23 protein-coding genes are annotated in these 22,291 nt (G+C 51.9%); 7 read left to right on the top strand and 16 right to left on the bottom strand.

Annotated elements, in window-relative coordinates; genetic code table 11:
* Positions 1-42 precede the first annotated feature (42 nt).
* From PsAD26_RS11965 to PsAD26_RS11950, 4 genes are all read right to left on the bottom strand, one after another.
* Positions 43-1,098 (bottom strand): TRAP transporter substrate-binding protein, encoded by a 1,056-nt coding sequence (locus PsAD26_RS11965; protein ID WP_057461334.1) that lies wholly within the window; start codon positions 1,096-1,098, stop codon positions 43-45.
* A gap of 139 nt (positions 1,099-1,237) precedes the next feature.
* Positions 1,238-2,563, bottom strand: a complete 1,326-nt coding sequence (locus PsAD26_RS11960; RefSeq protein ID WP_057461333.1) for a TRAP transporter large permease subunit — start codon at positions 2,561-2,563, stop codon at positions 1,238-1,240.
* Positions 2,560-3,069 carry a TRAP transporter small permease subunit gene (locus PsAD26_RS11955; protein ID WP_063287600.1) on the bottom strand — a complete coding sequence of 170 codons (510 nt, stop codon included), beginning with the start codon at positions 3,067-3,069 and terminating at the stop codon, positions 2,560-2,562. Before PsAD26_RS11955 ends, PsAD26_RS11960 begins: the two co-directional genes overlap by 4 nt.
* Positions 3,069-3,899, bottom strand: coding sequence for an N-formylglutamate amidohydrolase (locus PsAD26_RS11950; RefSeq protein WP_063310701.1), 831 nt, complete (start codon positions 3,897-3,899; stop codon positions 3,069-3,071). The genes PsAD26_RS11955 and PsAD26_RS11950 overlap by 1 nt, the downstream gene beginning before the upstream one ends.
* 162 nt (positions 3,900-4,061) lie before the next feature.
* On the opposite strand from PsAD26_RS11950, the gene PsAD26_RS11945 reads away from it, so the two are divergent.
* Positions 4,062-4,937: a MurR/RpiR family transcriptional regulator gene (locus tag PsAD26_RS11945; RefSeq protein ID WP_206600005.1), complete on the top strand. Its 876-nt coding sequence runs from the start codon at positions 4,062-4,064 to the stop codon at positions 4,935-4,937.
* Here the strand turns inward: PsAD26_RS11945 and PsAD26_RS11940 are convergent.
* A complete protein-coding gene (locus PsAD26_RS11940) occupies positions 4,934-5,911 on the bottom strand; it encodes a TDT family transporter (RefSeq protein WP_063310602.1) in 978 nt (325 codons plus the stop codon). The two genes, PsAD26_RS11945 and PsAD26_RS11940, sit on opposite strands and share 4 nt — an antisense overlap.
* A 155-nt stretch (positions 5,912-6,066) precedes the next feature.
* Between PsAD26_RS11940 and PsAD26_RS11935 the strand changes: the two genes are divergently transcribed.
* The 3 genes from PsAD26_RS11935 (at position 6,067) to PsAD26_RS11925 (ending at position 10,310) form a co-directional block, all read left to right on the top strand.
* Positions 6,067-6,960 (top strand): LysR substrate-binding domain-containing protein, encoded by an 894-nt coding sequence (locus tag PsAD26_RS11935; RefSeq protein WP_063310601.1) that lies wholly within the window; start codon positions 6,067-6,069, stop codon positions 6,958-6,960.
* 273 nt (positions 6,961-7,233) lie between these two features.
* Positions 7,234-8,202: a helix-turn-helix domain-containing protein gene (locus PsAD26_RS11930; protein WP_063310600.1), complete on the top strand. Its 969-nt coding sequence runs from the start codon at positions 7,234-7,236 to the stop codon at positions 8,200-8,202.
* Positions 8,203-8,318: 116 nt separating this feature from the next.
* On the top strand, positions 8,319-10,310 hold the full coding sequence (locus tag PsAD26_RS11925) for a tyramine oxidase (RefSeq protein WP_063310599.1): 1,992 nt from the start codon (positions 8,319-8,321) through the stop codon (positions 10,308-10,310).
* Between the two features lie 48 nt (positions 10,311-10,358).
* Here the strand turns inward: PsAD26_RS11925 and PsAD26_RS11920 are convergent, their stop codons facing one another.
* On the bottom strand, positions 10,359-11,003 hold the full coding sequence (locus PsAD26_RS11920; protein WP_063310598.1) for a DJ-1/PfpI family protein: 645 nt from the start codon (positions 11,001-11,003) through the stop codon (positions 10,359-10,361).
* Between the two features lie 415 nt (positions 11,004-11,418).
* Between PsAD26_RS11920 and PsAD26_RS11915 the strand changes: the two genes are divergently transcribed.
* A complete protein-coding gene (locus PsAD26_RS11915) occupies positions 11,419-12,027 on the top strand; it encodes a TetR/AcrR family transcriptional regulator (protein ID WP_063310597.1) in 609 nt (202 codons plus the stop codon).
* Between the two features lie 44 nt (positions 12,028-12,071).
* Here PsAD26_RS11915 and PsAD26_RS11910 read toward each other — a convergent pair whose 3' ends face one another.
* The 7 genes from PsAD26_RS11910 to PsAD26_RS11880 form a co-directional block, all read right to left on the bottom strand.
* Positions 12,072-12,422 carry a RidA family protein gene (locus PsAD26_RS11910; protein WP_063287611.1) on the bottom strand — a complete coding sequence of 117 codons (351 nt, stop codon included), beginning with the start codon at positions 12,420-12,422 and terminating at the stop codon, positions 12,072-12,074.
* 35 nt (positions 12,423-12,457) lie between these two features.
* Positions 12,458-13,573, bottom strand: a complete 1,116-nt coding sequence (locus tag PsAD26_RS11905; RefSeq protein WP_063310596.1) for an FAD-binding oxidoreductase — start codon at positions 13,571-13,573, stop codon at positions 12,458-12,460.
* Complete coding sequence (locus tag PsAD26_RS30340; RefSeq protein WP_063310595.1) at positions 13,570-14,985, bottom strand: NAD(P)/FAD-dependent oxidoreductase; 1,416 nt, start codon at positions 14,983-14,985, stop codon at positions 13,570-13,572. Before PsAD26_RS30340 ends, PsAD26_RS11905 begins: the two co-directional genes overlap by 4 nt.
* Entirely contained in the window at positions 14,978-15,307 is a 330-nt protein-coding gene (locus tag PsAD26_RS11895) for a (2Fe-2S)-binding protein (protein WP_063310594.1), read from the bottom strand. Before PsAD26_RS11895 ends, PsAD26_RS30340 begins: the two co-directional genes overlap by 8 nt.
* A gap of 146 nt (positions 15,308-15,453) precedes the next feature.
* Entirely contained in the window at positions 15,454-16,458 is a 1,005-nt protein-coding gene (gene dctP / locus PsAD26_RS11890; protein ID WP_063310593.1) for a TRAP transporter substrate-binding protein DctP, read from the bottom strand.
* Between the two features lie 95 nt (positions 16,459-16,553).
* On the bottom strand, positions 16,554-17,852 hold the full coding sequence (locus PsAD26_RS11885; protein WP_057461316.1) for a TRAP transporter large permease: 1,299 nt from the start codon (positions 17,850-17,852) through the stop codon (positions 16,554-16,556).
* Between the two features lies 1 nt (position 17,853).
* Positions 17,854-18,369 (bottom strand): TRAP transporter small permease subunit, encoded by a 516-nt coding sequence (locus PsAD26_RS11880; RefSeq protein ID WP_063310592.1) that lies wholly within the window; start codon positions 18,367-18,369, stop codon positions 17,854-17,856.
* Positions 18,370-18,512: 143 nt separating this feature from the next.
* On the opposite strand from PsAD26_RS11880, the gene PsAD26_RS11875 reads away from it, so the two are divergent.
* Positions 18,513-19,454 (top strand): LysR substrate-binding domain-containing protein, encoded by a 942-nt coding sequence (locus PsAD26_RS11875; RefSeq protein WP_063310591.1) that lies wholly within the window; start codon positions 18,513-18,515, stop codon positions 19,452-19,454.
* Between the two features lie 95 nt (positions 19,455-19,549).
* Here PsAD26_RS11875 and PsAD26_RS11870 read toward each other — a convergent pair whose 3' ends face one another.
* The 3 genes from PsAD26_RS11870 to PsAD26_RS11860 are packed head-to-tail and all read right to left on the bottom strand — an operon-like array spanning position 19,550 to position 21,243.
* Entirely contained in the window at positions 19,550-20,167 is a 618-nt protein-coding gene (locus tag PsAD26_RS11870) for a pyridoxamine 5'-phosphate oxidase family protein (protein WP_063310590.1), read from the bottom strand.
* Positions 20,168-20,181: 14 nt separating this feature from the next.
* Positions 20,182-20,646 (bottom strand): nuclear transport factor 2 family protein, encoded by a 465-nt coding sequence (locus PsAD26_RS11865; protein WP_063287618.1) that lies wholly within the window; start codon positions 20,644-20,646, stop codon positions 20,182-20,184.
* Between the two features lie 51 nt (positions 20,647-20,697).
* On the bottom strand, positions 20,698-21,243 hold the full coding sequence (locus tag PsAD26_RS11860; protein WP_063296063.1) for a peroxidase-related enzyme: 546 nt from the start codon (positions 21,241-21,243) through the stop codon (positions 20,698-20,700).
* Between the two features lie 130 nt (positions 21,244-21,373).
* On the opposite strand from PsAD26_RS11860, the gene PsAD26_RS11855 reads away from it, so the two are divergent.
* The gene (locus PsAD26_RS11855; protein WP_063310589.1) at positions 21,374-22,273 is read left to right on the top strand and encodes a LysR family transcriptional regulator; all 900 of its coding nucleotides are present in this window, start codon (positions 21,374-21,376) and stop codon (positions 22,271-22,273) included.
* Positions 22,274-22,291: the final 18 nt, after the last annotated feature.

The following is a 22,291-nucleotide window of genomic DNA, read 5'->3' as shown; positions in this document are numbered from 1 at the left end:
GCCAGCCCAAAAACCGGGCTGACCAATCTTTAAAAAAACAGCTTAGCCGTAACGGTAAGGACGACCGGCTTTTGCCATCGCTGCGTTGTATTCCTTCAGGATTTTAACAACGCGGGCGTTACGCTCAGACTTGGCTGCAATTTCATCCCAGAACTTGAGAGCTTCGTCTTCAACAGTTGCCCACTCTTCATCAGGAATGGAGGTCAGCTCCATCTTCTCGCCTTGCGTGCGCAGCTTGGCTTCGCCTGCCCAGTACCAGTGCTGGCGATAGTAGTGAGAACTATCCATGCACAGGTTAAAGAGGGTCTTCAGGTGATCTGGCAGCTCATTCCAGCGCTCTTCGTTGGCAAAGTAAGAGCCAGCCCATGCACCGGAGATGTTGTTGGTGAGGAAGTAGTTGGTCACGTCAGCCCAACCAACAGTGTAATCCTCAGTGATACCGGACCACGCAATACCGTCCAGTTCGCCAGTCTGCATTGCAACTTCAATGTCTTCCCATGGCAGGGTGACCGGAACAACGCCGAAGCGTGTCAGGAATTTACCAGCGGTTGGGAAGGTGAAGACGCGCTTGCCTTTCAGGTCAGCAAGGCTGCGAATCGGGTCTTTTGTCGCAAAGTGACAAGGATCCCATGCACCAGCGGAAAGCCACTTAACGCCTTCTACTTCGTCATAAGCTTCTTCCCAGATCTCTTTCAGACCCCAGTGGTTAAACAGGGCTGGAACATCCAGGCTGTAACGGGAAGCGAATGGGAAATAGCCACCGAAAACAGATACATCTACTGGTGCTGCAATGGAGTCATCATCTGACTGAACAGCATCAATGGTGCCGCGCTGCATGGCACGGAAAAGTTCACCAGTTGGTACCAGCTGGTCTGCGTAGTACAGCTCGATCTCCATCTCACCATTTGCCGCCTTATTGAAGGCGTCAATGGATGGCTTGATCACGTGCTGAGCAAGTGCTGCACCAGCATATGTCTGAAGGCGCCATTTGATAGGACGACCTGCAGCATGAACAGCCGGAGCTGCAAGGGTAGATGCACCAGCAGCGGCGACGGTTGTTAAACCAGCTTTCTTAAGAAAATCACGTCTATTCGTCATACTCAATTCCCCTTGGAATATGAATTTCTGGATCCCTCAGAACCGGTGGACTTTTTATAGCGAGGGGTGTGATTTTTATCTGTCTCCATCCGGAATTCGCTAATTACTTCAATGGGTACGTTTATGATGCCTTGTCATGTCACCTCGCGTAGTAAAGGTTGGGCAGCCAAAGCGCGATTTGCGGGAAGATCGTGACCAGAGCCAATCCAAACACCATGATTGCCACGAATGGAATGATGGATTTGTAGATGTCTGTCAGCGAGATCTCCGGCGGCGCCATGGCACGCATCAGGAACAGGTTGTAGCCAAATGGCGGTGTCATATAGGCGATCTGACAAGTGATGGTGTACAGCACGCCGTACCAGACCAGATCAAACCCAAGCACTTTGACCAATGGCACGTAGAGTGGAGCCACAATAACCAGCATTGCAGTGTCATCCAGGAACATGCCCATGACGATGTAGGAAAGCTGCATCAGCAGAAGGATTTCCCATGGGCCAAGACCAAGGTCACCCACGAAGAAGCCTTCAATCGCACGCACAGCGCCCAATCCGTCAAACACAGCACCAAACGCAAGAGCTGCAAGAATGATCCACATGAACATACAGCTGATCTGAAGCGTCTTTTCAGTGGTGATGTGCAGCAAGCGGAATGTGAGGCGTCGCTTGAATGCAGCTGCCAGTGTTGCAGCTGTTGCTCCAACGGCGGAACTTTCCACGAGGCTGGTCACCCCCATTAGAAACAGGCCAGTCATCGCAAAGAAGATGAACAGCGGGATCACGCCGGCTTGCAAAAGGCGGATTTTTTCAGACCAAGTGATCTCTTTGCGCTCTTCTTCAGAAAGGGTTGGGCCCAGTTCTGGCTGAAGGCGGCAACGAACTACGATGTAAAGAATGAACAGTCCTGCCAGCAGCAGGCCTGGAATCGCACCTGCGAGCCAGAGTTTACCAACCGGCTGACGGGCGATCATGCCGTAAAGAACCAGCACCACACTTGGCGGTACGAGAATGCCCAGTGAAGAACCGGCCTGAATAACGCCGGTTACCATGACTTTGTCATAGCCACGACGAAGCAGTTCAGGCAGAGCGATTGTTGCGCCGATGGCCATACCGGCCACAGACAGACCGTTCATGGCTGAAATCATCACCATGAGGCCGACTGTGCCGATGGCCAATCCACCATGAAGGCCACCTGTCCAGACATGGAACATCTTATAAAGATCTTCGGCAATGCCTGATTCAGAGAGCATATAGCCCATGAAAATGAACAGTGGCAGCGTGAGGAGCGGGTACCACTTCATCAGCTTCATGCTGGCGGAGAAGGCGATTTCGGAGCCACCATCACCCCACAGCAGAAGGGCGGCGATAACAGCAACGGAACCAATAGCAGCAAAAACACGTTGCCCGGTCAGGAGCATCAGCATCATGCTGGAGAACATCAAAATTGCGATCAGTTCATAACTCATGGCGCAGGCCTCCCAAGGGCGGCGGCCAAGTCTTTAAAGAACGTCGCGATTGCCTGAAGCAGCATCAAGAATATTCCAAAACACATAATGGCTTTGATTGGCGCCATAGGTGGTGCCCAAGCCGAGTAGCTTTCCTCACCGTATTTGACTGCGTATTCCAACGAGGAAAGACCGCCGTAAAGGAGGAAGATGAGGTACAGGATCAGAAGCAGGATGGTCATGACATCCATGGTGGCTTTACGCCGTGGAGACCAGCTTCCGTAAAACAGGTCCATGCGCACGTGAGACTGTGTCTGCATGGAATAGGCGCCACCCAGAAGGTAGTAGGCTGCCATGGTGAACTGAGCTGTTTCCAGCGTCCAGAGTGGCGGTGCGAAAAAGGTCTTCGCGATTGAGGAGTACAACAGCACCCCCAGCATCACGAAGATGAGGTACATGGCGAAGCGACCAACATATTTGTTGATCCAGTCCACATACCTGACGAAAACAACTATTCCCCTTGGCATTAATCTACTGCCCTTGCTTTTGTTGTTGCTCCCTGCCCGCTCACAGTTGTTTCAGCGCTAAACTGTGGCAGGACTTGCAGAATTGCCTCTCCTAACAAGTCTGCAATTTTCTTCTGGTCTGCTCGCTCCGCGATTAAGTCGTTGCGAACTTCAATCATAACGTTTAGCAGGCCGCGGGATTGTGCCTGATCAACGAGGGTATGCGTAACCCCGTCTTCCGGCCCATATGGTTCGTTTCTTTGGATGACGTAGAGATCCGATGGGCACAGTGCTTCCAGCAGTGCATCGGCAAAGCGGGTATCGCTGTCATGCAGCACACCTACCTCGACGGCTCTTTTCTTGCCGTTGTAAACTGGTGTGAACGAGTGGATCGTGACCATCACCGGAAGCTGACCCGCCGTATATTTGGCGTCGATCACCTGTTTTACTTCAGACTGGAAGGGGCGATAAAATTTGTTGGCCCGGTCTTGCCGCTGTTCATCATTCAACGAAACATTGCCCGGCACCTCGTAGATCTCGCTTTTTTCCGGCATGGCACTGGGTGCTTCCGGTGGGCGGTTACAATCATAAACGAGGCGCGAAATTCGTTGAGCGACCAAAGGTGCGTTCAGCTTGGTGGAGAGAAGTTTGGCAATCGCCAAAGCTCCTGGATCCCAAGCTGCATGGCTGCTTGCAGCTTCTTCACTTAGACCGAGGCCATTTAGGTATGCAGGAATAAACTTGGATGCATGTTCGCAGATCAACACAACTGGAGCCGTTCCTCCTGTATTGATCGTTTCAACAGTGTCGTTGCCAACAGATTCTATCTGGTCAATTTTGACTTCAGACAAGAACAGTCCCCCCGATTGCATCTTGTTTTTCCTTGTACTTTCAGTCTTTTTATTCGTAAAAGAGTTTCTGAAAGAAACGTTTCCATGGAGACTAGTCTGAAAGGAACGTTTCATAAAGCCTAAAAACTAGGCAAATATACATACATGAGGCAGGTGAGAGACGTGAGAGACCCAAATGAACAGACTGTCGCAGAAAAATTACGCGGACATTTTAATGGGTTAACTCGTGCGGAGCGTCAGCTGGCCGTCTCTTTGCTTGCAAATTATCCAGTCAGCGGATTAGGCAGCGTTTCCGAGCTTGCAAAATCTGCAAATGTGTCTGGTCCAACAGTCGTCAGAATGGCGCAAAAGATTGGTTTTGCTGGGTTTACGGAATTACAGTCCGCTTTGCGATTGGAGGTGGAAGAAACAATTTCCAACCCAATCTCCAAACAAGAGCGTTGGACCAGAAATGCACCCGATGCACATATTCTGAACAGGTTTGCTGACGCTGTCATCGACAACCTGAAACAAACCTTACAGCAGCTCGACACGCAGGATTTCGATCAGGCAGTGCGTTTGCTGACTGATCGTGAGCGCGCTGTCCACATTGTAGGTGGCCGTATTACACGTGCTTTGTCGGACTATTTTTTCACCCATTTGCAGGTGATCCGCGACGATGTTATTGCCATCGCCTCCAATTCAAACACGTGGCCGCATTATCTCCTGAATATGAAGCAGGGTGACGTGGTGGTCGTGTTTGATATCCGCCGATACGAACACGATATCCTGCGATTTGTCGATTTAGCACGTGAACGCGGGGCGGTTGTGATCGTCTTTACTGATCAGTGGACGTCACCTGCTGCCGTTAATGCAGAGTATGTTTTCAACGCTCGCATTGAAGCCCCGTCGGCTTGGGACAGCAGCGTTGTCATCATGTTCATTCTGGAAGCCATGATCGAGGCCATGACCACCTCCACATGGAAGGTGACCAAGGAGCGGATGAACACATTGGAGAACTTGTTCGATAAAACGAAGATGTTCAGTAAATCCAGCTAGTTGGTCTGCTGTCCCGTTGCGCGCGCTGGCAATAGGGCTGGTGCGAAGAATGTCAGGTATTTGAAGCTCACATAGAAAACAACTGCGGTCGCCACATAAAGCTCAATGTGTGCCAAGGCTCTGATCTGCGCGACAAGACTGGCATTCGCACCCAGACTTTCCATCCATGTTACCGTTTTAAAGAGCGCCGTTGCGCCAATTACGAGTGGAAATGTGAAGGCGGAAAAGCCCGGAGAAAACGGTAAGCGGAACAAGCGCAGGAATGAGATGTAAATCAGCGCCGTCATCGCGACAGCAATTCCGCCGAGCACGGCGACCATAATTGGAGATGGATTGCTCGTCAGTGTGAGGTAACCAGCAAGCGAGAGGCTGGCAGGTGCAGCGAGGATTGCGATGGTTGGTTTCGCTGCATCCGGCACTTCGGCGTGAAAAATCAAACGATATAGCATCATTGGAAGCATCAGCGCGTAGGCAACCAGTCCAAACCAGAGCAAAGCGTTTGCAAAGCCTTCAAACACACCACCGGGAAAAGCAACAGCGGCCACAATGATTCCAACTGGCGGCACAAACCAGCTTGGGACCATATGTTGTAGATTGAAGCCTTTTGCGCGATGAAAAATGAACACAGATAAGAACGTGAAATGCAGGGCAATCCCCAACAACCAGAGCATTTGCCCGATGGCGAAGTTGTATTGGGCGATTGCATAGGAAACGATCATCAGCGCCATAGCGGTTGTCGGGAGCACACTTCCAACAACGGGATGCCTCAGATCTTCAAAAATCGCAGTGTGCGCAAAAAAGATTTTACCAAGCAAAAGCACTAGCAATACGCTGGAAATCAATGCGCCTGTGAGTTGCAGCACTCCTCCAAAATCACCGGCATTTTCCATCGACCAGCCCAGACTTGCTATCCCTAGCGCGAGGCCACCGAGAGGGGTCGGAACGTGAGCCAGTTTGTTTCGAAGAGTATTCATCGGAAATGCCAGTAACCTGAGGGTGAGAAGACAAAGTATGCAACTCCAGTTCCTAGCTGATTTGATATGTCCTGAAAATCTGAATATATTGAATAGGTGGTTCAATAATTTTGAACCTCATACAATACTGTCCCACATATAGGCCTCGAAGAGAAATGAATGTAACGTTTCGTCAGTTAAAAGTGTTTGTTTCTATTACACAGGAAGGCTCTATCACGGCTGCGGCGGAAAAACTGTTTCTCACCAAATCGGCTGTTTCCATGGCTCTTGCTGAGTTGGAACGCCAGTTGGGGCGTAAGATGTTTGATCGCGCCAACAAGCAACTCATCCTAAACGAGCAAGGCCGGCGTTTACTCCCCCTGGCGGACGAATTGTTGGACAGGTCTGAAGCGATCACGCAGCTCTTTGAAGGGGACGATGCAACCAACGGTAATTTGCGTATTGGGTCCAGCTACACAATTGGTAACCACCTGCTGCCCACCCTGCTCGGAGATTTCCGCGAGAACACGGGGTATCTGCACCAGTCTATGAGCCTCTCCAATTCCACCAAAACCTGCAGGATGCTGCTCGATTTTGAGCTGGATCTGGGGTTCATCGAGGCAAAGGTTAGTGACAAACGTCTCAAGGTTGAGCCGTGGATGACGGACGAAATGGTGGTTGTCTGCGCGCCACCTCAGTGTCCTGCTGCGGATGGGTCACTTGATTTGGAAGCACTGGAAGGAAAAAACTGGGTTTTGCGAGAGCCGGGATCCGGTACGCGAGAATATTTTCTGACGGAAGTAGCAGCGAACCTGAAGGAGTGGACAGAAGCGTTCGAGCTCAACAGCACCACAGCCATCGTCAACTCAGTCATTGCCGGGCTCGGTCTGACGGTACTTTCTCGCCGCTCGGTCAGTGCTGCCGTTCAGGATGGACGCTTGTCGATTGTGCCCTTGAAGCACAAGATGATCCGGCAATTTTCGCTGGTTTATAACACGGAGAAATACCAGAGCCCCGTCTTCAAATCTTTTCGGGAGTTCGCCCACAGCTGGACTTTGGGCCGAGAATAATGGCGAACTTGCATAATATCAGTTCCATGGAAATGCAAATAAGCAGTGTTTGAATGTATTTTGACTACTGTGCCCATTCTTGTGGTTTGACTGCCTTACATCCTAAGAAAACCCTGTTTTACAATAGTATATACAAAGTTCACTTAGCTGAACTGACCGTTGAAACTGAGTTGGTGTGAATATGAAATAGGTCATTTATAGGAAAATGCATATATCTGGCTTGATTGCTGTTTAGATTCTTTCTAGCATTCCCTTTGGTTAGGGGAGGCGCCAGTGTGTATTCAGATACCTTCAAATCAATCCTGCCGATTTGAGCTGGATGAATGGAACACACGGCTGACTGAAATCTGTGGTCACTTCGTCACAAACACAGAAGCTGGAAGTGTCACGGGAAATGCCTCCATACTCCAGCTTGGCGATGTTGATTGTGCCCGTGTCACTCACAATGCAAAAGAGATCACCCGCGGGCCTGCTGATATCAGTAAGGACGGTGAGGCCTATTATTTCCTGATCCTGCAACTTCGCGGTGAAGCTGAGTTGGAACAGAACGGACAAACCGCGCTGCTTTCCAAGCCTGGAGATATGACGTTGATCGACTCCGTCAAATCTTCCAGTTTCAGGGCAAACCGTACCTCGGGGTCTGACCAGATTTCCATCCACATCCCCCGCCATTTACTGCATCGTCACTTCAACTCCACCTATGCCTGTGGCCGCAAGATCCCGGCATTTTCTGGGTCTGGCCAACTGATCAACGCCCATTTGAATTTGCTGCTTGAAGCGCAACCGGGAAGCCAGAAGCAACATTTGCTCTCTGGGGCGTTCAACGATGTGGTGAGTGCGACTTTTCTTGAAGAAGATACTGGCGCCCTGCAAGAGGGCTACGACAAGTTGCAGCTGTTGTTGTCGCTTATTCATGACAACGCGTTGGAAGAGAGTTTCAATATCGACGAGCTTTCAAAGCTTTCCAGTATGTCACGCAGTAGCATTTATCGGCTGTTCAGAGAACATGGGTTGAGCTGCAACGAACAGATTGCCAAGGTACGTGTCGGTCGGTTTAAACGCGAATTATCGCGCCGTCTGCATACCCGGCAAGCCTTCAGAATCTCACAACTGGCGTTCGAGTTTGGATTCCGCGATCTATCGACATTCAACCGGGCATTTCGGGCGCAGGTGGGCATGTCGCCGCGTACCTTTGCGGAGCAGATCAGGCAGAACGAGCCGACTGTGAACCGATATGCCTAGTAAATTGCACAGGATGCGCAGACACGGCGATCCGGGCTCGCCTAAGCTTTGATTGGACGGATTTAGGGGGAGAAGACACAGGTGGGTTCATCTCCCCTTCCGATGGGAGGGAACCAATGACTTTAAAGATGCTGGGGGGGCTTGTGGCCGCCTCAATGCTCACGTCTGCCGCGTATGCTGCAGATCCTCATCCACTCGATGGCCTGACAGGAGATGAACTCAATGCGGTTCGGGCAACCCTGATTGAAGCCAATGCTGCCAGTGATAAAACGCTATATCCGCTGATTGAGCTGTTGGAGCCACACAAAAAAGCGGTCATGAGCAATGCGACAGATGGGAGCCTTGATCGCAGAGCGACTGTGCATTTTCAGGAAAATGACAAGTTCTACCAAGCCGTAGTGAACATCACCAAGGGAGCAGTGGAAAGCACTTCTGAGCTTGAAGGTCAGCCCATGATCATGTTGGCAGATTTTATGTCAGCCATGGAGATTGCGCTTGGAGATGAGCGTATGGTTGCTGGTCTTGCCAAACGCGGTTTAACGCCAGATGACGTATTTTGCCTTCCATTGACCGCTGGAAACTTCTTCACAGATGCAGAGCAAGGCAAGCGCCTGATGAAGGTGCCTTGTTATGTGAATCCGACAAGCTCCAACTTCTATGCCAAGCCGGTTGAGGGGCTGGTGGCTGTGGTAGAACTTTCTGAGCGCGAGGTGCTGGAAGTTCTTGATGAAGGCGCCGTGCCACTGCCAGAAGATGACTGGGGCTATAATGAGGACGAAGTTGCCAAACGTACAGCATTAAGGGCTAAAACCAATCCGGCGCGCCTGCGTCAGGAAGGTGGTCCAAACTTCAGCATTGATGGCAGTGAGATCACCTGGGACATCTGGAAGATGCGGTATCGCGTCGATAAACGCCCGGGCCTTGTGCTGTCGCAGGTCAAAGCCAATGATGGTGCGAACTGGCGTTCAGTGCTCTATCAAGCTTCTCTGTCTGAAGTGTTCGTACCGTATATGGACCCATCTGCAGGTTGGTATTGGCGGACCTATATGGACAGCGGCGAATATGGATTTGGCCTATTCCTGACTCCCCTGCGCAAGAATGTAGATTGCCCGGATTACGCGACTTTCCTTCCGGCATTGATCCATGATGATATGGGCCAGCCACTGGAAATTCCTGACGCGATTTGCATTTTTGAGCGTGATATTGGGAACCCGGCATGGCGTCACTTTGAGGTCTTTGCTCAATCAGAAACCGAGTTTGTGCCTGCAGAAGGTCGGCCAGAAACTGAACTGGTCATCCGCACGGCCTCTGAGGTTGGCAACTACGACTACCTGATCGATTACCGCTTCAAGCAGGATGGCACGATTTACCTGAAAGTCGGTGCATCCGGTCTGGATGCCGTGAAGGGTGTCGCTTCCAAAACCTTGCAGGATCCAACTGCTGCTGAAGACACCAAGTATGGTTCGCTTATCGCGCCGCATCTGGTGGCACCGTTCCATGACCACTACTTTAACTTCCGTCTGGACTTTGACGTGGACGGACCAGACAACACCATGATGGTGCAGGAGATTGTTGGCGGCGAGCCTCCGGTCAACGTTCCACGTCGTTCACTCTGGACGGTTAAGAACACACCGGTCAAAAGTGAGATGGAAGGCCGCTTCCGCCTCAGCTCCATGAAGCCGAAAGCCTTTATGGTGATGAACGGAAATGTCGACGGCTACCTTGGCCACAAACCAGCATACATGCTCCACCACGGTAGCGTGTCCTATGCCCCATTTGACTTTGAAAACGATGCTCCATTCGTGCGTAACCGCTACATTGAGTATAGCGTCTGGAATACTGCTTATGATCCAAATGAGCGTTATGCAGGTGGCGCGCTTGCCATGGGGTCTGACGGGTCTGATGGTCTGGCAGAATGGGTCAAGCAGGACCGCGAACTCATGAACAAAGATGTGGTCACGTGGTTCACCGCAGGCTTCCACCATGTACCACGTTTGGAAGATTGGCCAGTCATGTCAACAGAATGGAAGACCATCCATATTCAGCCGATGAACTTCTTTCCTCGCAATCCGGCACTCACAATCCGGTTGCCTGATGAGTCCAGCTAAAGCTGAGCCCTTGGTTAGAGCATCTAATTTTGGGTGCTCTAACCGAACTTACTTCAGGTTCTTCAATGCATACCCTTCTCCCGGAACAGGTTTCACATGCCCACCCTTAGGGGGTATATCTATTGCTACTTCGAGCTTTTCCATGAAGGCTTGCATCCACGTCCAAAGGCCATGCCATTCCACGCCGTAGACGATGTTTCCGTCGACCACGACGCCTTCGTACCCCAGCTTCTCGTAGGTGTTGCCAGCCATCTGAACCTCTGTCTGGCACACGAAGTTCCCCGTCATGGTTTTGCCCTTCAAAAGCCCCGTGGCAAGCAGGATCTGCACCCCACGGCAAATGGAAGCGATCGGCTTGTTTTCCTTGATGAAATGAGATGTTACATCACGGACAATCGGATACGTGCGTAAGTATTCGCAAGAGCGACCTCCGGGCAGTACAAGGGCAATGTAATCGGCTGGGTTCAGATGCTCAAGAGACACGTTGATGTTGATCCGGTGTCCTTCCCATTCAGTGACTGTTTGATAGTCCTTATTGATATCGTGAATGGATGAGGCGACCGTTTCACCCTCCCGTTTTTTAGGACAGGCAACATGAACTTCATAACCGATGGCTTTCAGCAGCATGAACGGAACAATGACTTCGTAGTCCTCACCAAAGTCACCGGTAATCAGTAGAATCTTGAGCTTCATAAGGACACCCTTCCAAAATAATTGGTGTGAAAGATGCCATGCTGCGCTGAGCAAACTGTTGGGCGATCAACTCAGTTTTGATCCGTGATTAAGTCAGTTTGTGCTGAGTTGCTTGCTGATTGGTGGAAGGAAATCCGGAAAAGAGACCCTAAAAACGTAAACAACCTATCTTTAACCTGAGCTGTAATTTCGGCTGCCGGACATGAAAGTTACAAGTTTGTAAACTTACGCGAATTCGTCAAACTCAAATCAATAGAAGCTTTGAGCTTAGTGAAGGGGAGAAAAGCGTATCAACCTTGCTCAACATCGTGCGACCTCAACTCCGTGATTGCATGCTAGCTTTTCCGCTGAGTTCCTGAAGGATGCCGACTTTCAGCTCTAAAAGAGTCTGCAAACCAGCGTGTGGAGAGCGTTTATGGACGACCCCCAGCAACGGAGAGAGGATGCCGCTCCTGCTCTGCAGGATGATCGTTTGATCATTCTCAATGGGGCGTTGTGTTGTTTCGCACGCAACGGTTACTTCAACACCACATTCAAAGAGATTACCAAGGAAACCGGGCTTTCACAGCAAACTATCGGATCCATTTTCGCCAGTAAGGATGAGATTCTGGCGGAATATCTGCAAATGTGTGACGACGAGATCGTTCAGCAAATTAAAGAAGAAACTGCATCAGATACAGATGTTCTGGAACGGATTCAGTCCATTTGTGTCACCACCCTCATCTATCTTGGTACACATTCTGAGCTGACCGCGATTTGGGTGGAGTTTTACAAGCACCATGTGGCGCGTGTGGTTTTAAAGAAGTTCTTTGGTCTGCTTCGCACGCGTATTAGTGAGCAGATTATTGAGGGAATGGAAAATGGCGTTATCCGGCAGGCAAATGCAACGCATATTGTGGAAGCAATTGTCGAGCTGTTTGAGGGCACCTTGATCCTCAGCCGTTTGGAAGGCACCAACAACGAAGTGGAACGGCGCTTCCTTGCTTCCTGGGAGGTGATGGTGGAAGGGCTCGTACAGAAATAGCAGGGCTTGGTAAGAGCCCGTGATTACCACAGGCTCTCTGTGTTTTATTGAGCTGCAACCACAGTAAACTCAACCAGAATATCTGGACGAGCCATACGTGCTTCAACGCAGGCACGTGCTGGTTTTTCACCCTCTGCAACCCAGGCATCCCACACGGCGTTCATCGCAGCGAAGTCTTTCATATCGCGCACATAGATGGTGGTGGACAGGATCTTGTTGCGATCGCTGCCAGCTTGTTCCAGCAGGGCATCAACTTTGGCCAGACAGCGTTTTGTCTGTTCGGTGATGTCCCAGCTTGGATCATCAGCAGCCGTCTGTCCGCACAGATAAATTGTGCCGTTGTGCTTCACGATCTTACTCATGCGGTGGTTAGAATCCACGCGTTCAATTGTCATGGTTTACTTTCCTGTTGTCTTGGAAATCTTGGGAGCTAAAGAACCTTGCGTTCAAAGCGGTCGATGCGGAACGGGTTCAGGTCAAAACTGGTTTTTCCTGTGGTGATCAACTGCGCGAGTACATCACCAACGACTGGTCCGAGCTGGAACCCATGGGCGGAAAACCCGAAGGCATGGTAGGCATTGCGGGCATTCACCCCCGCCCCAATCACCGGTAGGTTATCGGGCATGTAAGCTTCCAGTCCTGCCCACATACGGTTGATAACCGCTGTCTTCATGATCGGGAAAAAAGTCTTGGTGGTTTCAGCCGCAAGAGCCAGCTTTTTGTAGTCCAGCGTTGTCCGATTATTATCACGATCCGCAAAACCTTTGGCGCCGCCACCGATGAGCACAGTGCCATTTTCGAACTGCTTGAACGACAGCTGACGTGAGATGGCGCCTACGACAGGATCAGCAAAATGCGGCATACGAGCGGTGATCATCAACATAGGTGCGCTGTGAGAGAGTGGGGTGTTGTCGCCCATCATCATGGCCGTTTTGTCCGCCCATGCTCCAGAGCAGTTGATCACAAGGCCTGTGTCATAGCTGGCTTTGTCGGTTCGCACCTGCCAAGCATCACCAATCTGGCGCAGGTTTACGAGTGCTTCACCTTCGTGAAATGTTGCACCAAATCGTTCAGCTGCTCGGCGAAAGGCACTGGTTGCCTTGTAAGGGATAGCATAGCCGTCTTGTTCAGACACTACGCCGCCCACGCAGTTATGCGCCACATGAGGCAATCGCTCGCGCAGTTCCTGCTGGTCGACCTGTATTTCGTGATCGTAACCCAATCCGGTGAGCTTAGTGATCCGGGTCTTGATCGTGCTCATGTCTGCGTCATCAATGGCAATGTTGATCAGGCTACGCCTGCGAAAGCCAGTATCGCTCTCAAGCTCATCATCCAGTGTTTGCCAGCGGGACATGGCTTCTTTGGAGAGCGGCACCTCAGCAAAATCTCGGCCTAACAACCGCACACCACCTGCGTTGACACCGGAGGCATGACGGCCAACATAGTCCTTTTCCAGCACCAGCGTCTTCATACCAGCCTTGGACAGATAGTAAGCCGTTGCGCTGCCGTGAATGCCGCCGCCAATGATGATTGCATCAAAATTCATGCGGACACCTCAGCCGGTTTTTTTGCTGGTTTGATGTTTTGGAACTGACTTAACTCATCAACACTGAGTAACTTTTGCGGAGAGCGCAGGCGATAATAGCCGATGTCAGAAACAGACTTGTTCTGCCAGTCAGCAAGCAATTCACTGACGGTATGCCCGCATTGGCGGCCCTGACACGGGCCCATTCCGCAGCGGGTCAATGCTTTAAGCGCGTTCGGGTCTTTCGCACCTTGCTCAAAACCAGCACGCAGCTGACCCATTGTTTGCTCTTCACAGCGGCATACCAGCGTGTTGGACGCAGTGGGGATGCGATGCTCTGGTGTTGGTGCATAATACGCATCAAGAAAACTGCGGAAGGCTTTGAAGGACTTCATGGCTCTTAGATGATCAGAACTTTGTTGCTGCAGACTTGCCTCGCTGAGTTTGCCAAGTTTATTCATAGCTTTGAGCGCAGCAAGGCGACCTGCGTGGCGAGCTGCTTCAGCACCCTGAATGCCTGCTGCATCACCAATCACAGCAATGTGCGGGATTGAGCTCTGACCCCAGTCATCCAGTACTGGTGTCCAGCACAGTTGCTGCTCTGCCCAATGGTGCTCCATACCGAGCGCCCGCGTCATGTTGAGGTTAGGTATGACGCCTTGATGCAGGAATACATGATCAGCATTGATGGAGTGGGTTCGGCCATCCTGTTGAAACTGCAGGCCAACGGCCTTGCTTCCTCCGAGTATGCTCAAGTTGGAGGCATGGCGAAAGACGGGAACGCCAGCACAGCGAATTTCATTGAGGAGCTTCAGGCCTTTGATAAGATAAGCTGGTTTGCGGAGCGCACCACCAACGTGCTGCATCGCGCGTCCAACCCCGCCAGCGGGCGTTGTGTCCACCACAGCGTTGACGGGTACGCCAAGCCGAAGATACTGCGCTACGATCAGGTAAAGCAATGGACCGGTACCAGCAAAGATAGCGCCATCTTTGACCATGCCGTCGGATTTGAGCATCACCTGTGCGCTGCCTGCTGTCATCACCCCCGGCAAGTGCCAGCCTTCAATAGGAAACGGACGCTCCATTGCACCCGGGCTGATAATGAGTTCACGCGCAACAAGTCGGCGGGTCTGATTGTCTTGCGAGTACAGGACTTCGCCGTTGTCTCCGATATGCCAGACATCCGCATTCTGATGGTAGTCAATGCCTGCCTCAAGAAAGGCTTGAACCAGCTCTGCGCCCTCGGTGTATTCACTGCCGAGCACGGAAGGGTCCAATAGCGGGCTCTGCGTCACATCCCGGTAGATCTGACCGCCGGGGGTCGCTTTGCGATCAAGCACAGCGACCGAAGCTCCCTGCTGTGCGGCCTCTAGCGCAGCGGACATGCCGCCCGGGCCTGCACCGATAATAGCAATATCGAAAATGTCACTCATGATCAGCACTCTCTTTTTGATGAAGTGCAGCAATGGATTGTTCGGTCAGGTGTTGGCTACAGACGTGCATGCCCTCTTCTACTGTTGTCAGACAGGCTTGCTGGTTTGGCACACCATTGACCTCAACGAGACACTCAAAGCACACGCCCATGGCGCAATAGGCGGAGCGTTGTTGGCCCGAGACTGAAGCAAGGCGAGTTTGTGTTTCACCGTGCAACGCCATGGCTGCCCAAAGGCTGGAGCCTTCAGCAACCTGAACCATCTGCCCGTTGATGTTGATGGAGACGCTTTGGGTCTCGGGTTTGCGCAGTGAGCGGAACATTGGACCTGACCTTTAGTGGCAAGCTTTAAAACAAGTGGGTTTCCCAATGAAACCGGGCGGATCAGGCAGTTCAGGTGAAACCGGGATTGGGATCCGGTTAGGGAACAAAGCTGCCTGATCCTTTGGAGACCTATCGGTGTAGACTGTTAGTTCTTGATTTTTTCAAGAATGGACTGACCCCAGTCCGCACCAACGTCGTTCAGGATCTGTGGCCATACGTCTGCGCGTACTTTCTTGGCCGCTGCTGCCAACTCATCATCAGAGAGATTGACGATGGTTGCGCCGTAGTCTGCCAGTTTCTGCTCAAACGCACCCTGATCGGACTCTGCTTTAGCCCAACGCTTTGCTTCAAACTCTTTTGCTGCTTCTACGAGAGCTTTGCGGGAGCTTTCATCAAGGCCTTCAAAACGTTCGGAGTTAATGATCAGGTACCAGACTTCGAAGTGCGTGTTGACTGGGATGTAGGTCTTCGCAACATCACGGAATGACGCGTAGTAGCCTTCAGCACCGGAGCCCACGACGCCATCAACAACACCGGTCTGAACAGCGGTGAAGGCTTCGGAGAATGGGATTGGGGAGCTGATGTAACCCAGAGCATCTGCTGTCAGCTGGAAGCTTTTGATACCAGGCACACGAACTTTGATGCCTTTGTCAGCGTTTGGATCACCTGGAACCACCGCATCACGGTTCAGCGCGATACCGCCGAAGTACACCGGATAAGCTGCCAGCATGGTGATGTCCTGCTTGGCGTAAAGCTCTTTCATCGCGTCATGGATTGCGCCACCCGGACCGTAGATTTTTTGCGCCTGCTCCCAGTTTTCAGCCACATATGGGAAGGCACTGATTTGCATTTTACGCTCAACAGCGGTTGCTGCTGGCTGCACGGCCATGTCGATCGCACCAACAGAAATTCGCTCCTGTACGGTGGTGTAGTCACCCAGTGCGCTTGCTGCGAAGATCTTCATCTTCAGGTCGCCATTGGTTGCTTTCTTCAACTCTTCAGCAAGGTCTTTCACTTCCAGATCAACAGTTGCGCCTTGCGGACGGATGTGGCTGATCTTCAGCGTTTTGGCGTGTGCGACGGATGCTGCACTTACACCACCAATGATGGTTGCCAGCGCAAGGGTCGTTTTCAATGCCTTCAAAATCATAGTTCACCTCTGTGTTTTGTTTTCAATCGCAACTGAGGTTGCTGTTATCGGAGCTGCTCCCACAGCTCGCTTTGGGCTCTTGTCTGGTGATGGGGTCAGTAACCAAAGAGCCGGGGAATGAAGAGAGACAGGTCTGCCCAGAAGGAGGTCAGGAACACCACTGGCAGATAGCCAAACAGGATCAGGATCATGGCCGGGCGGATCACTTGCGTGACTGGCACCTTGCCGATGCGTGCGCCCAGATAGAGGATCGAAGCGTATGGAGGGGTTACGCCGCCCATAGCTGTGTTGACGCCCATGATCGCCGCAAACTGGATCGGGCTGATGCCGATGGCTTCCATGAGCGGCAGCAGCAGCGGCGCAATCAGGATGATCGCGGTCACGTCATTCACCACCATGCCCACAAGGAAGAGCAGGATGTTGATGAGGATTAGCAGCAGTACCTTGTTCTCGGTGATGGAGAAGATCGCTTCCACCAGTTCCTGCGGCACACTTTCCAGCACGAACATCTGGGAGAGGATCATGGAGAACAGGATCATCAGCATGATCGCGCCAACGGAGGTTGCGGCCTCTTTACCTGCCCCGAGGAATGTTTTGGCATCCAGTCCGCGGTAGATAAGGAAACCGACAGGGATCGCGTAAATCACTGCAACAGCCGCAGCTTCTGTCGGGGTCATGATGCCGCCGTAGATGCCGCCAAGAATGATAACTGGCATGAGAAGCGCTGGGGTTGCCTTGAACCCGCGGTGGCTGGCTTCCTGCACAAATGCTTTGCCGCGTGGGCGGTCTTCCAGTTTCAGGTCAAACTTGCGCGCCAGGCGCAGGTTTACAACGGAGAAACTGGACATGATCAGCAGGCCTGGGCCAAGCGTTGCGAGGAAGCAGGCGAGGATGGACGTGTCAGTCACCCAGCCGTAGACGATCATGGTCACGCTTGGTGGGATCAGCAGGCCAAGCAAGGATGCGTTGGCGATGAGCGCAGTTGCATAGGCACGCGGGTAGCCCTGCTTTTCCATCTCAGGAATGAGGAGTGGACCAATGGCGGCCACGCCAGTCAGGCCAGAGCCGGAAATTGCACCGATCAATGCACAGCTGACGGTTGCCACAACGCCCAGACCGCCACGTAAATGGCCGATGAAGATGTTGACGAAGTTGAGCAAACTGGCAGCGATACCGCTGACGCTCATAATCGTGCCCGCCAGAACAAACAGCGGAATAGCAAGCAGAACCGGATTGCCGAGCTGCTGGAAGCCCCAAAGCATGTTGCCCTTCATGATGACGTCACCAGCGAAGTACATGGTCATCAGACCCGCGCCAAAGCAGTAAGGCAGCGGTACGCCAAGAGTGAGCAAAATTACGAGAACTGCAACGGAAAGAAGTGCGATCTCAACCATATCAGGCCAGCTCCTCTTTTGGGGATTCTGTGGAGGTTGGGAGCGGCTCAGGGAACGTCCCTGTCAAAACCTGATGGATGTGTCGGCCCAGCTGGATTGCGGTGAACACCATCATCAGGACAAGGCCGGTGATCAGTGATATGTCCACGTAAAAAGTCGGGATGTAGAGGGTCGGGCTTTCACGCCACACACGCATAGAATATTTGGTGAAATCCCATGCCCAGTAAGTGAGCCAACAACCAATCGCGAGGCTCAATGCTTCCCCAATGAGGGCGAGCACGGCCACTTGCTTCGGTGTTTTAAGGAAGATTTCCAGAACGTTGGCGCGGATATGGCTGTTTTCACGGGATGCGTTGACCGCGCCCACCATGTAGAGCCACATTGTTGGATAAAGCAGACTTTCTTCCAGCCCCAGAACTGGAATTTCAAGCAGGTATCGCGTGATCACCTGTACAAATTGGCCCAGTGCAACAAGGCATATCAGCCCCGTCAGCAGCAGGCTCATTAAGCGATCCATCAGCAATCCTCCCTAAGTAGATGTCCGCAGCGCTGTTCTGGGAAGATTTCGATATTGACCTATAAAATCAAAGTGATTTAATCTATTAAGGTATAGAAAAAAATTATAGGGCATATAATTGCCTCACAATAACAGGCGGTTACATGAACCTGAGTTTTCGACAGTTGCAGGCATTTCGTGAAGTTATGCGAACGGGCTCAATCTCTGAGGCGGCACGTATCCTTGGTCGGACGCAACCTGCAGTAAGTTCTCTGATTTCCAATCTGGAACAGGAACTGGGGATCGAACTGTTTGAACGTCAGCGCGGTAAACTCCTCCGAAAACCGGAAGCGCAGTTCTTTTTGGGGGAAGCAGAAGCAATTCTGGACCGCCTCGCCCGTTCGACACGGACCATGCGCGAGATTGGCTCCTTGCAGCAGGGTCGGCTCAACGTGGCGTTCATGCCGGCCTCCTCTCAGGTGCTTATTCCGCAACTGATCTCAGAGTTTGTGCATGACAAGCCGGAGGTGAAGGTTTCGCTGATGATGCGCGGGTCTAACGTGATTGAAGAGTGGGTCGCCTCTCAGCAATATGATGTGGGACTGGCAGAAACTCCCGCTCCCAACAGTGCGCTGATCACGCATGATTTCCTGCTCAATTGCATTTGTGCTTTGCGCAGCGATGATCCATTGGCACGCAAGGAGATTATTGAAGCGAAAGACCTTTCGGGCAAGCCATTGGCGACACTGCCAGAGATGCATCCAAATTGCGTTTCCACGCGGATGGCATTTGATGAGCAGAAAGCGGTGTTCAATCAACGCTTCGAGTTACGCAACTTCCTCCCTGCACTGAAGCTGGTGGAAGATGGCTTGTGCTATTGCATTTGTGACCCAATGACAGCGGATGGGTATCTGAACACTGCACGGGAACACAGCTCTCTCGTTTTCCGCCCGTTTGCACCCAAGGTGGTGCTGGCAATCTCAATCTTGCTGCCATCACAGCGGCCAGCGTCTGTCCTGGCAGATGCGTTCAGCGAAAAGCTACTGAGTGCGGTCACTGAGATTGAAAGGAAGCAATGGGGTGATTTTTATGGGGGGGCACAATAGTTGTGAGAGGTAGTGCGTATTTCCGATATTAGGGCCAGATAAGTTTCGGGAATACGCAGTAACGAGAGAGTTTGCTCACCCGCTATTCGATATAATCAGTTCGCTTGTACTGCGCTTTGCAGCTTATGGATTTGCTCTTGCAGTTCAGCGATCTTCTGTTCTTTTTCTTCCAGAGCGGATTTGATCCAATCTGCGTCGATGCGCACTGGAATGTGCTGCGGGCAGTTGGCATCCCATGCATCAACACTGAAGATAATTGCCTGCTCTGGTGCTGCACGATAGGGTTGATCGTAGTCCATCAGCTGTTCAATCAAGCCTGGGTCATCCTCGATGACCTTAGCTGTGCCCCAGATCTTGATCCGCGTCTTTTGCACGTAATCGATTAGAAATATGAAGGCTTTGGAATTATCCTCCAGATTTCCCTGACTGATGTACTGACGGTTGCCGCGAAAATCCGCAAACCCGAGGTGGCGATTGTCCAACACCTTAAGGAACCCGGTTGGGCCCCCGCGATGCTGAATATAGGGTTGGCCATCAGCATTGGACGTTGCCAGAAAGAAACTGCGCTGATCGGCGATGTACCGCGCCAGTTCTTCTGTTACTTCGTTCTTCCAACCACCGCCCTCTTCCATGCTGGCATAGCCGCGTCGCGAGCCTTTGCGGCTCTGGATCGCTTTCACTGTGGGAGTGAAGGCAATATCACTGGAATACATGGGGTTTCCTCCAGTTAAAGACCCAGATCACTCAGGCTTGCATGATCATCAGGGCGGCGACCCAGCGGCCAATGGAACTTGCGTTCTTCTGGTGTGATCGGATGCTCGTTGATGCTTGCAATCCGGCGCTTCATGAGGCCGTCCTCTGCAAACTCCCAGTTTTCATTGCCGTAGGCTCTGAACCACTGTCCGGAGTCGTCATGATACTCGTAGGCAAAGCGAACCGCGATCCGGTCTCCCTCAAAGGCCCATAGCTCTTTAATAAGGCGGTAATCGAGCTCTCGGGTCCATTTGCGAGTGAGCAGCTGCTCAATCTCAGGGCGTCCAGTTACAAATTCTGCTCTGTTCCGCCATTGGCAGTCTGGCGTATAGGCCAGAGCTACCTTTTGCGGATCTCTAGAGTTCCAGCCATCTTCCGCCGCACGGATTTTGATGCTGGCTGTTTCCCGTGTGAATGGAGGGAGTGGTGGTCTGGTCATGACGATCTCCGGAAGGGTGGCAGGTGGATTGGGCTCCACCCGCCCATGGTGTCAGGCAAGTTCTTTAACAGCAGGGAAGTCCACTTCGGTTCCCAAAACTTCGTTCATGTAGTTGGTCAGCGTGTTCAGAGCGACATGGCCAACAATCTCAACGAGCTCAGCATCGGAATAACCAGCGTCGCGTACAGCCTGCACCTGCGCATCAGAAACCTTTCCGCGGTTTTTGACGATTGCGACAGCAAACTCGACAGCAACGGCTGCTTTCGCATCTTCAGAACTGCCGCGGCGGTTCTTGGCAATTTCATCAGCAGAGAGCTTGGCAAGGTTGGATGCAAGGTAAGTATGCGCGGAGAGGCAGTAGTTACAGCCATTCTGCTCGCCAACGGCCAACGCGAGACGCTCACGCGTAGCAGCAGGCAGTGTTCCTTTGCCGAGCGCGCCGTTCAAACCGAGGTAACCTTCCAGCGCCTGCGGGCTGTTGGCAACAATTCGGAACAGATTTGGCACGGAGCCGAGCTGAGAGTTGACGGCCTGAAGGGAAGCCTGGGAGTCCTGAGGAGCTGCCTCAATGGAAGATGGGGTAGGAATGCGTGACATTATTTTATCTCCATTTTTTGAAATCGGATGATGGTCTTCATGTAACCAATGTTTGAAAGGAAATAATTGGGCTTCTGTGCAATTCACTATTACACTCAGTGTAATAAATGAGCGTGATTGTGGGATTGAAATGGATAAGCTTGAAACAATGCAGGTGTTTGTAGAAGTCGCTGAACGGGAAAGCTTCGTGGAAGCCAGCAAAAAGCTTGGCCTTTCAGCTCCTGCCGTCACTCGCTCCATTGCCCGGCTGGAGCAATCTCTCGGAACAAGATTATTCAACCGAACCACGCGCCACGTTCGCCTGACGGATGCGGGCCGGCACTATCTTTGCGATGTAAAAGGCATTCTGGAGAGTGTCGAACAGGCAGAAGCGTTTGTCAGCGGCAGTTATGCCAAGCCAATCGGCGAGCTTTCCATCACAGCGCCCATACTGTTTGGGCAGAAGTACATCATCCCGCTGATCACAGAGTACCTCGAACTCTACCCTGAAGTGACCGCCAATGCGGAATTCTATGATCGCATCGTCAACATGGTGGAAGATAATCTGGATGTCGCATTCCGCATCGGGCATCTGCAGGATTCCGGGCTCTATGCCACCCGCGTAGGCAGTATCCGCCGCGTGATTTGTGCTTCACCATCGTATTTTAGTGAGCACGGCACACCGCAAACACCGTCAGACCTTACAACGCACAAGATTATCCAGCCGACCTCGGTTGAAACGAGCAGCCATTGGAAGTTTGCCGGTGAGAAGACTGAGGTGGTGAAGATCAGCCCGCATTTGCGCTGTAATCACAATTGTGCAGCTATTCAGGCCGCTATAGGTGGGGCTGGTATTACCCGTTTGCTGTCCTATCAGGTAGCAAAAGATGTAGCGAATGGCGTGCTTCAATTGGCGCTGGAGGACTATGAGCCTGAGCCGCTTCCAGTCCATATCGTTTATATGGAAGGCCGACGAGCCAGCGCAAAAGTGCGGTCATTCGTTGACTTCGCCGCTGAGCGCTTGCGAGACAATCCGTTTATCGGTGACTGATATCTAAAAAGTGAAACG

Source organism: Pseudovibrio sp. Ad26 (assembly GCF_001623285.1).
In the GTDB taxonomy this organism is placed as follows: Bacteria; Pseudomonadota; Alphaproteobacteria; order Rhizobiales; family Stappiaceae; genus Pseudovibrio; species Pseudovibrio ascidiaceicola.
The sequence above is the reverse complement of the archived record's forward strand: the minus strand, read 5'-3'. Positions and strand labels throughout refer to the sequence as shown.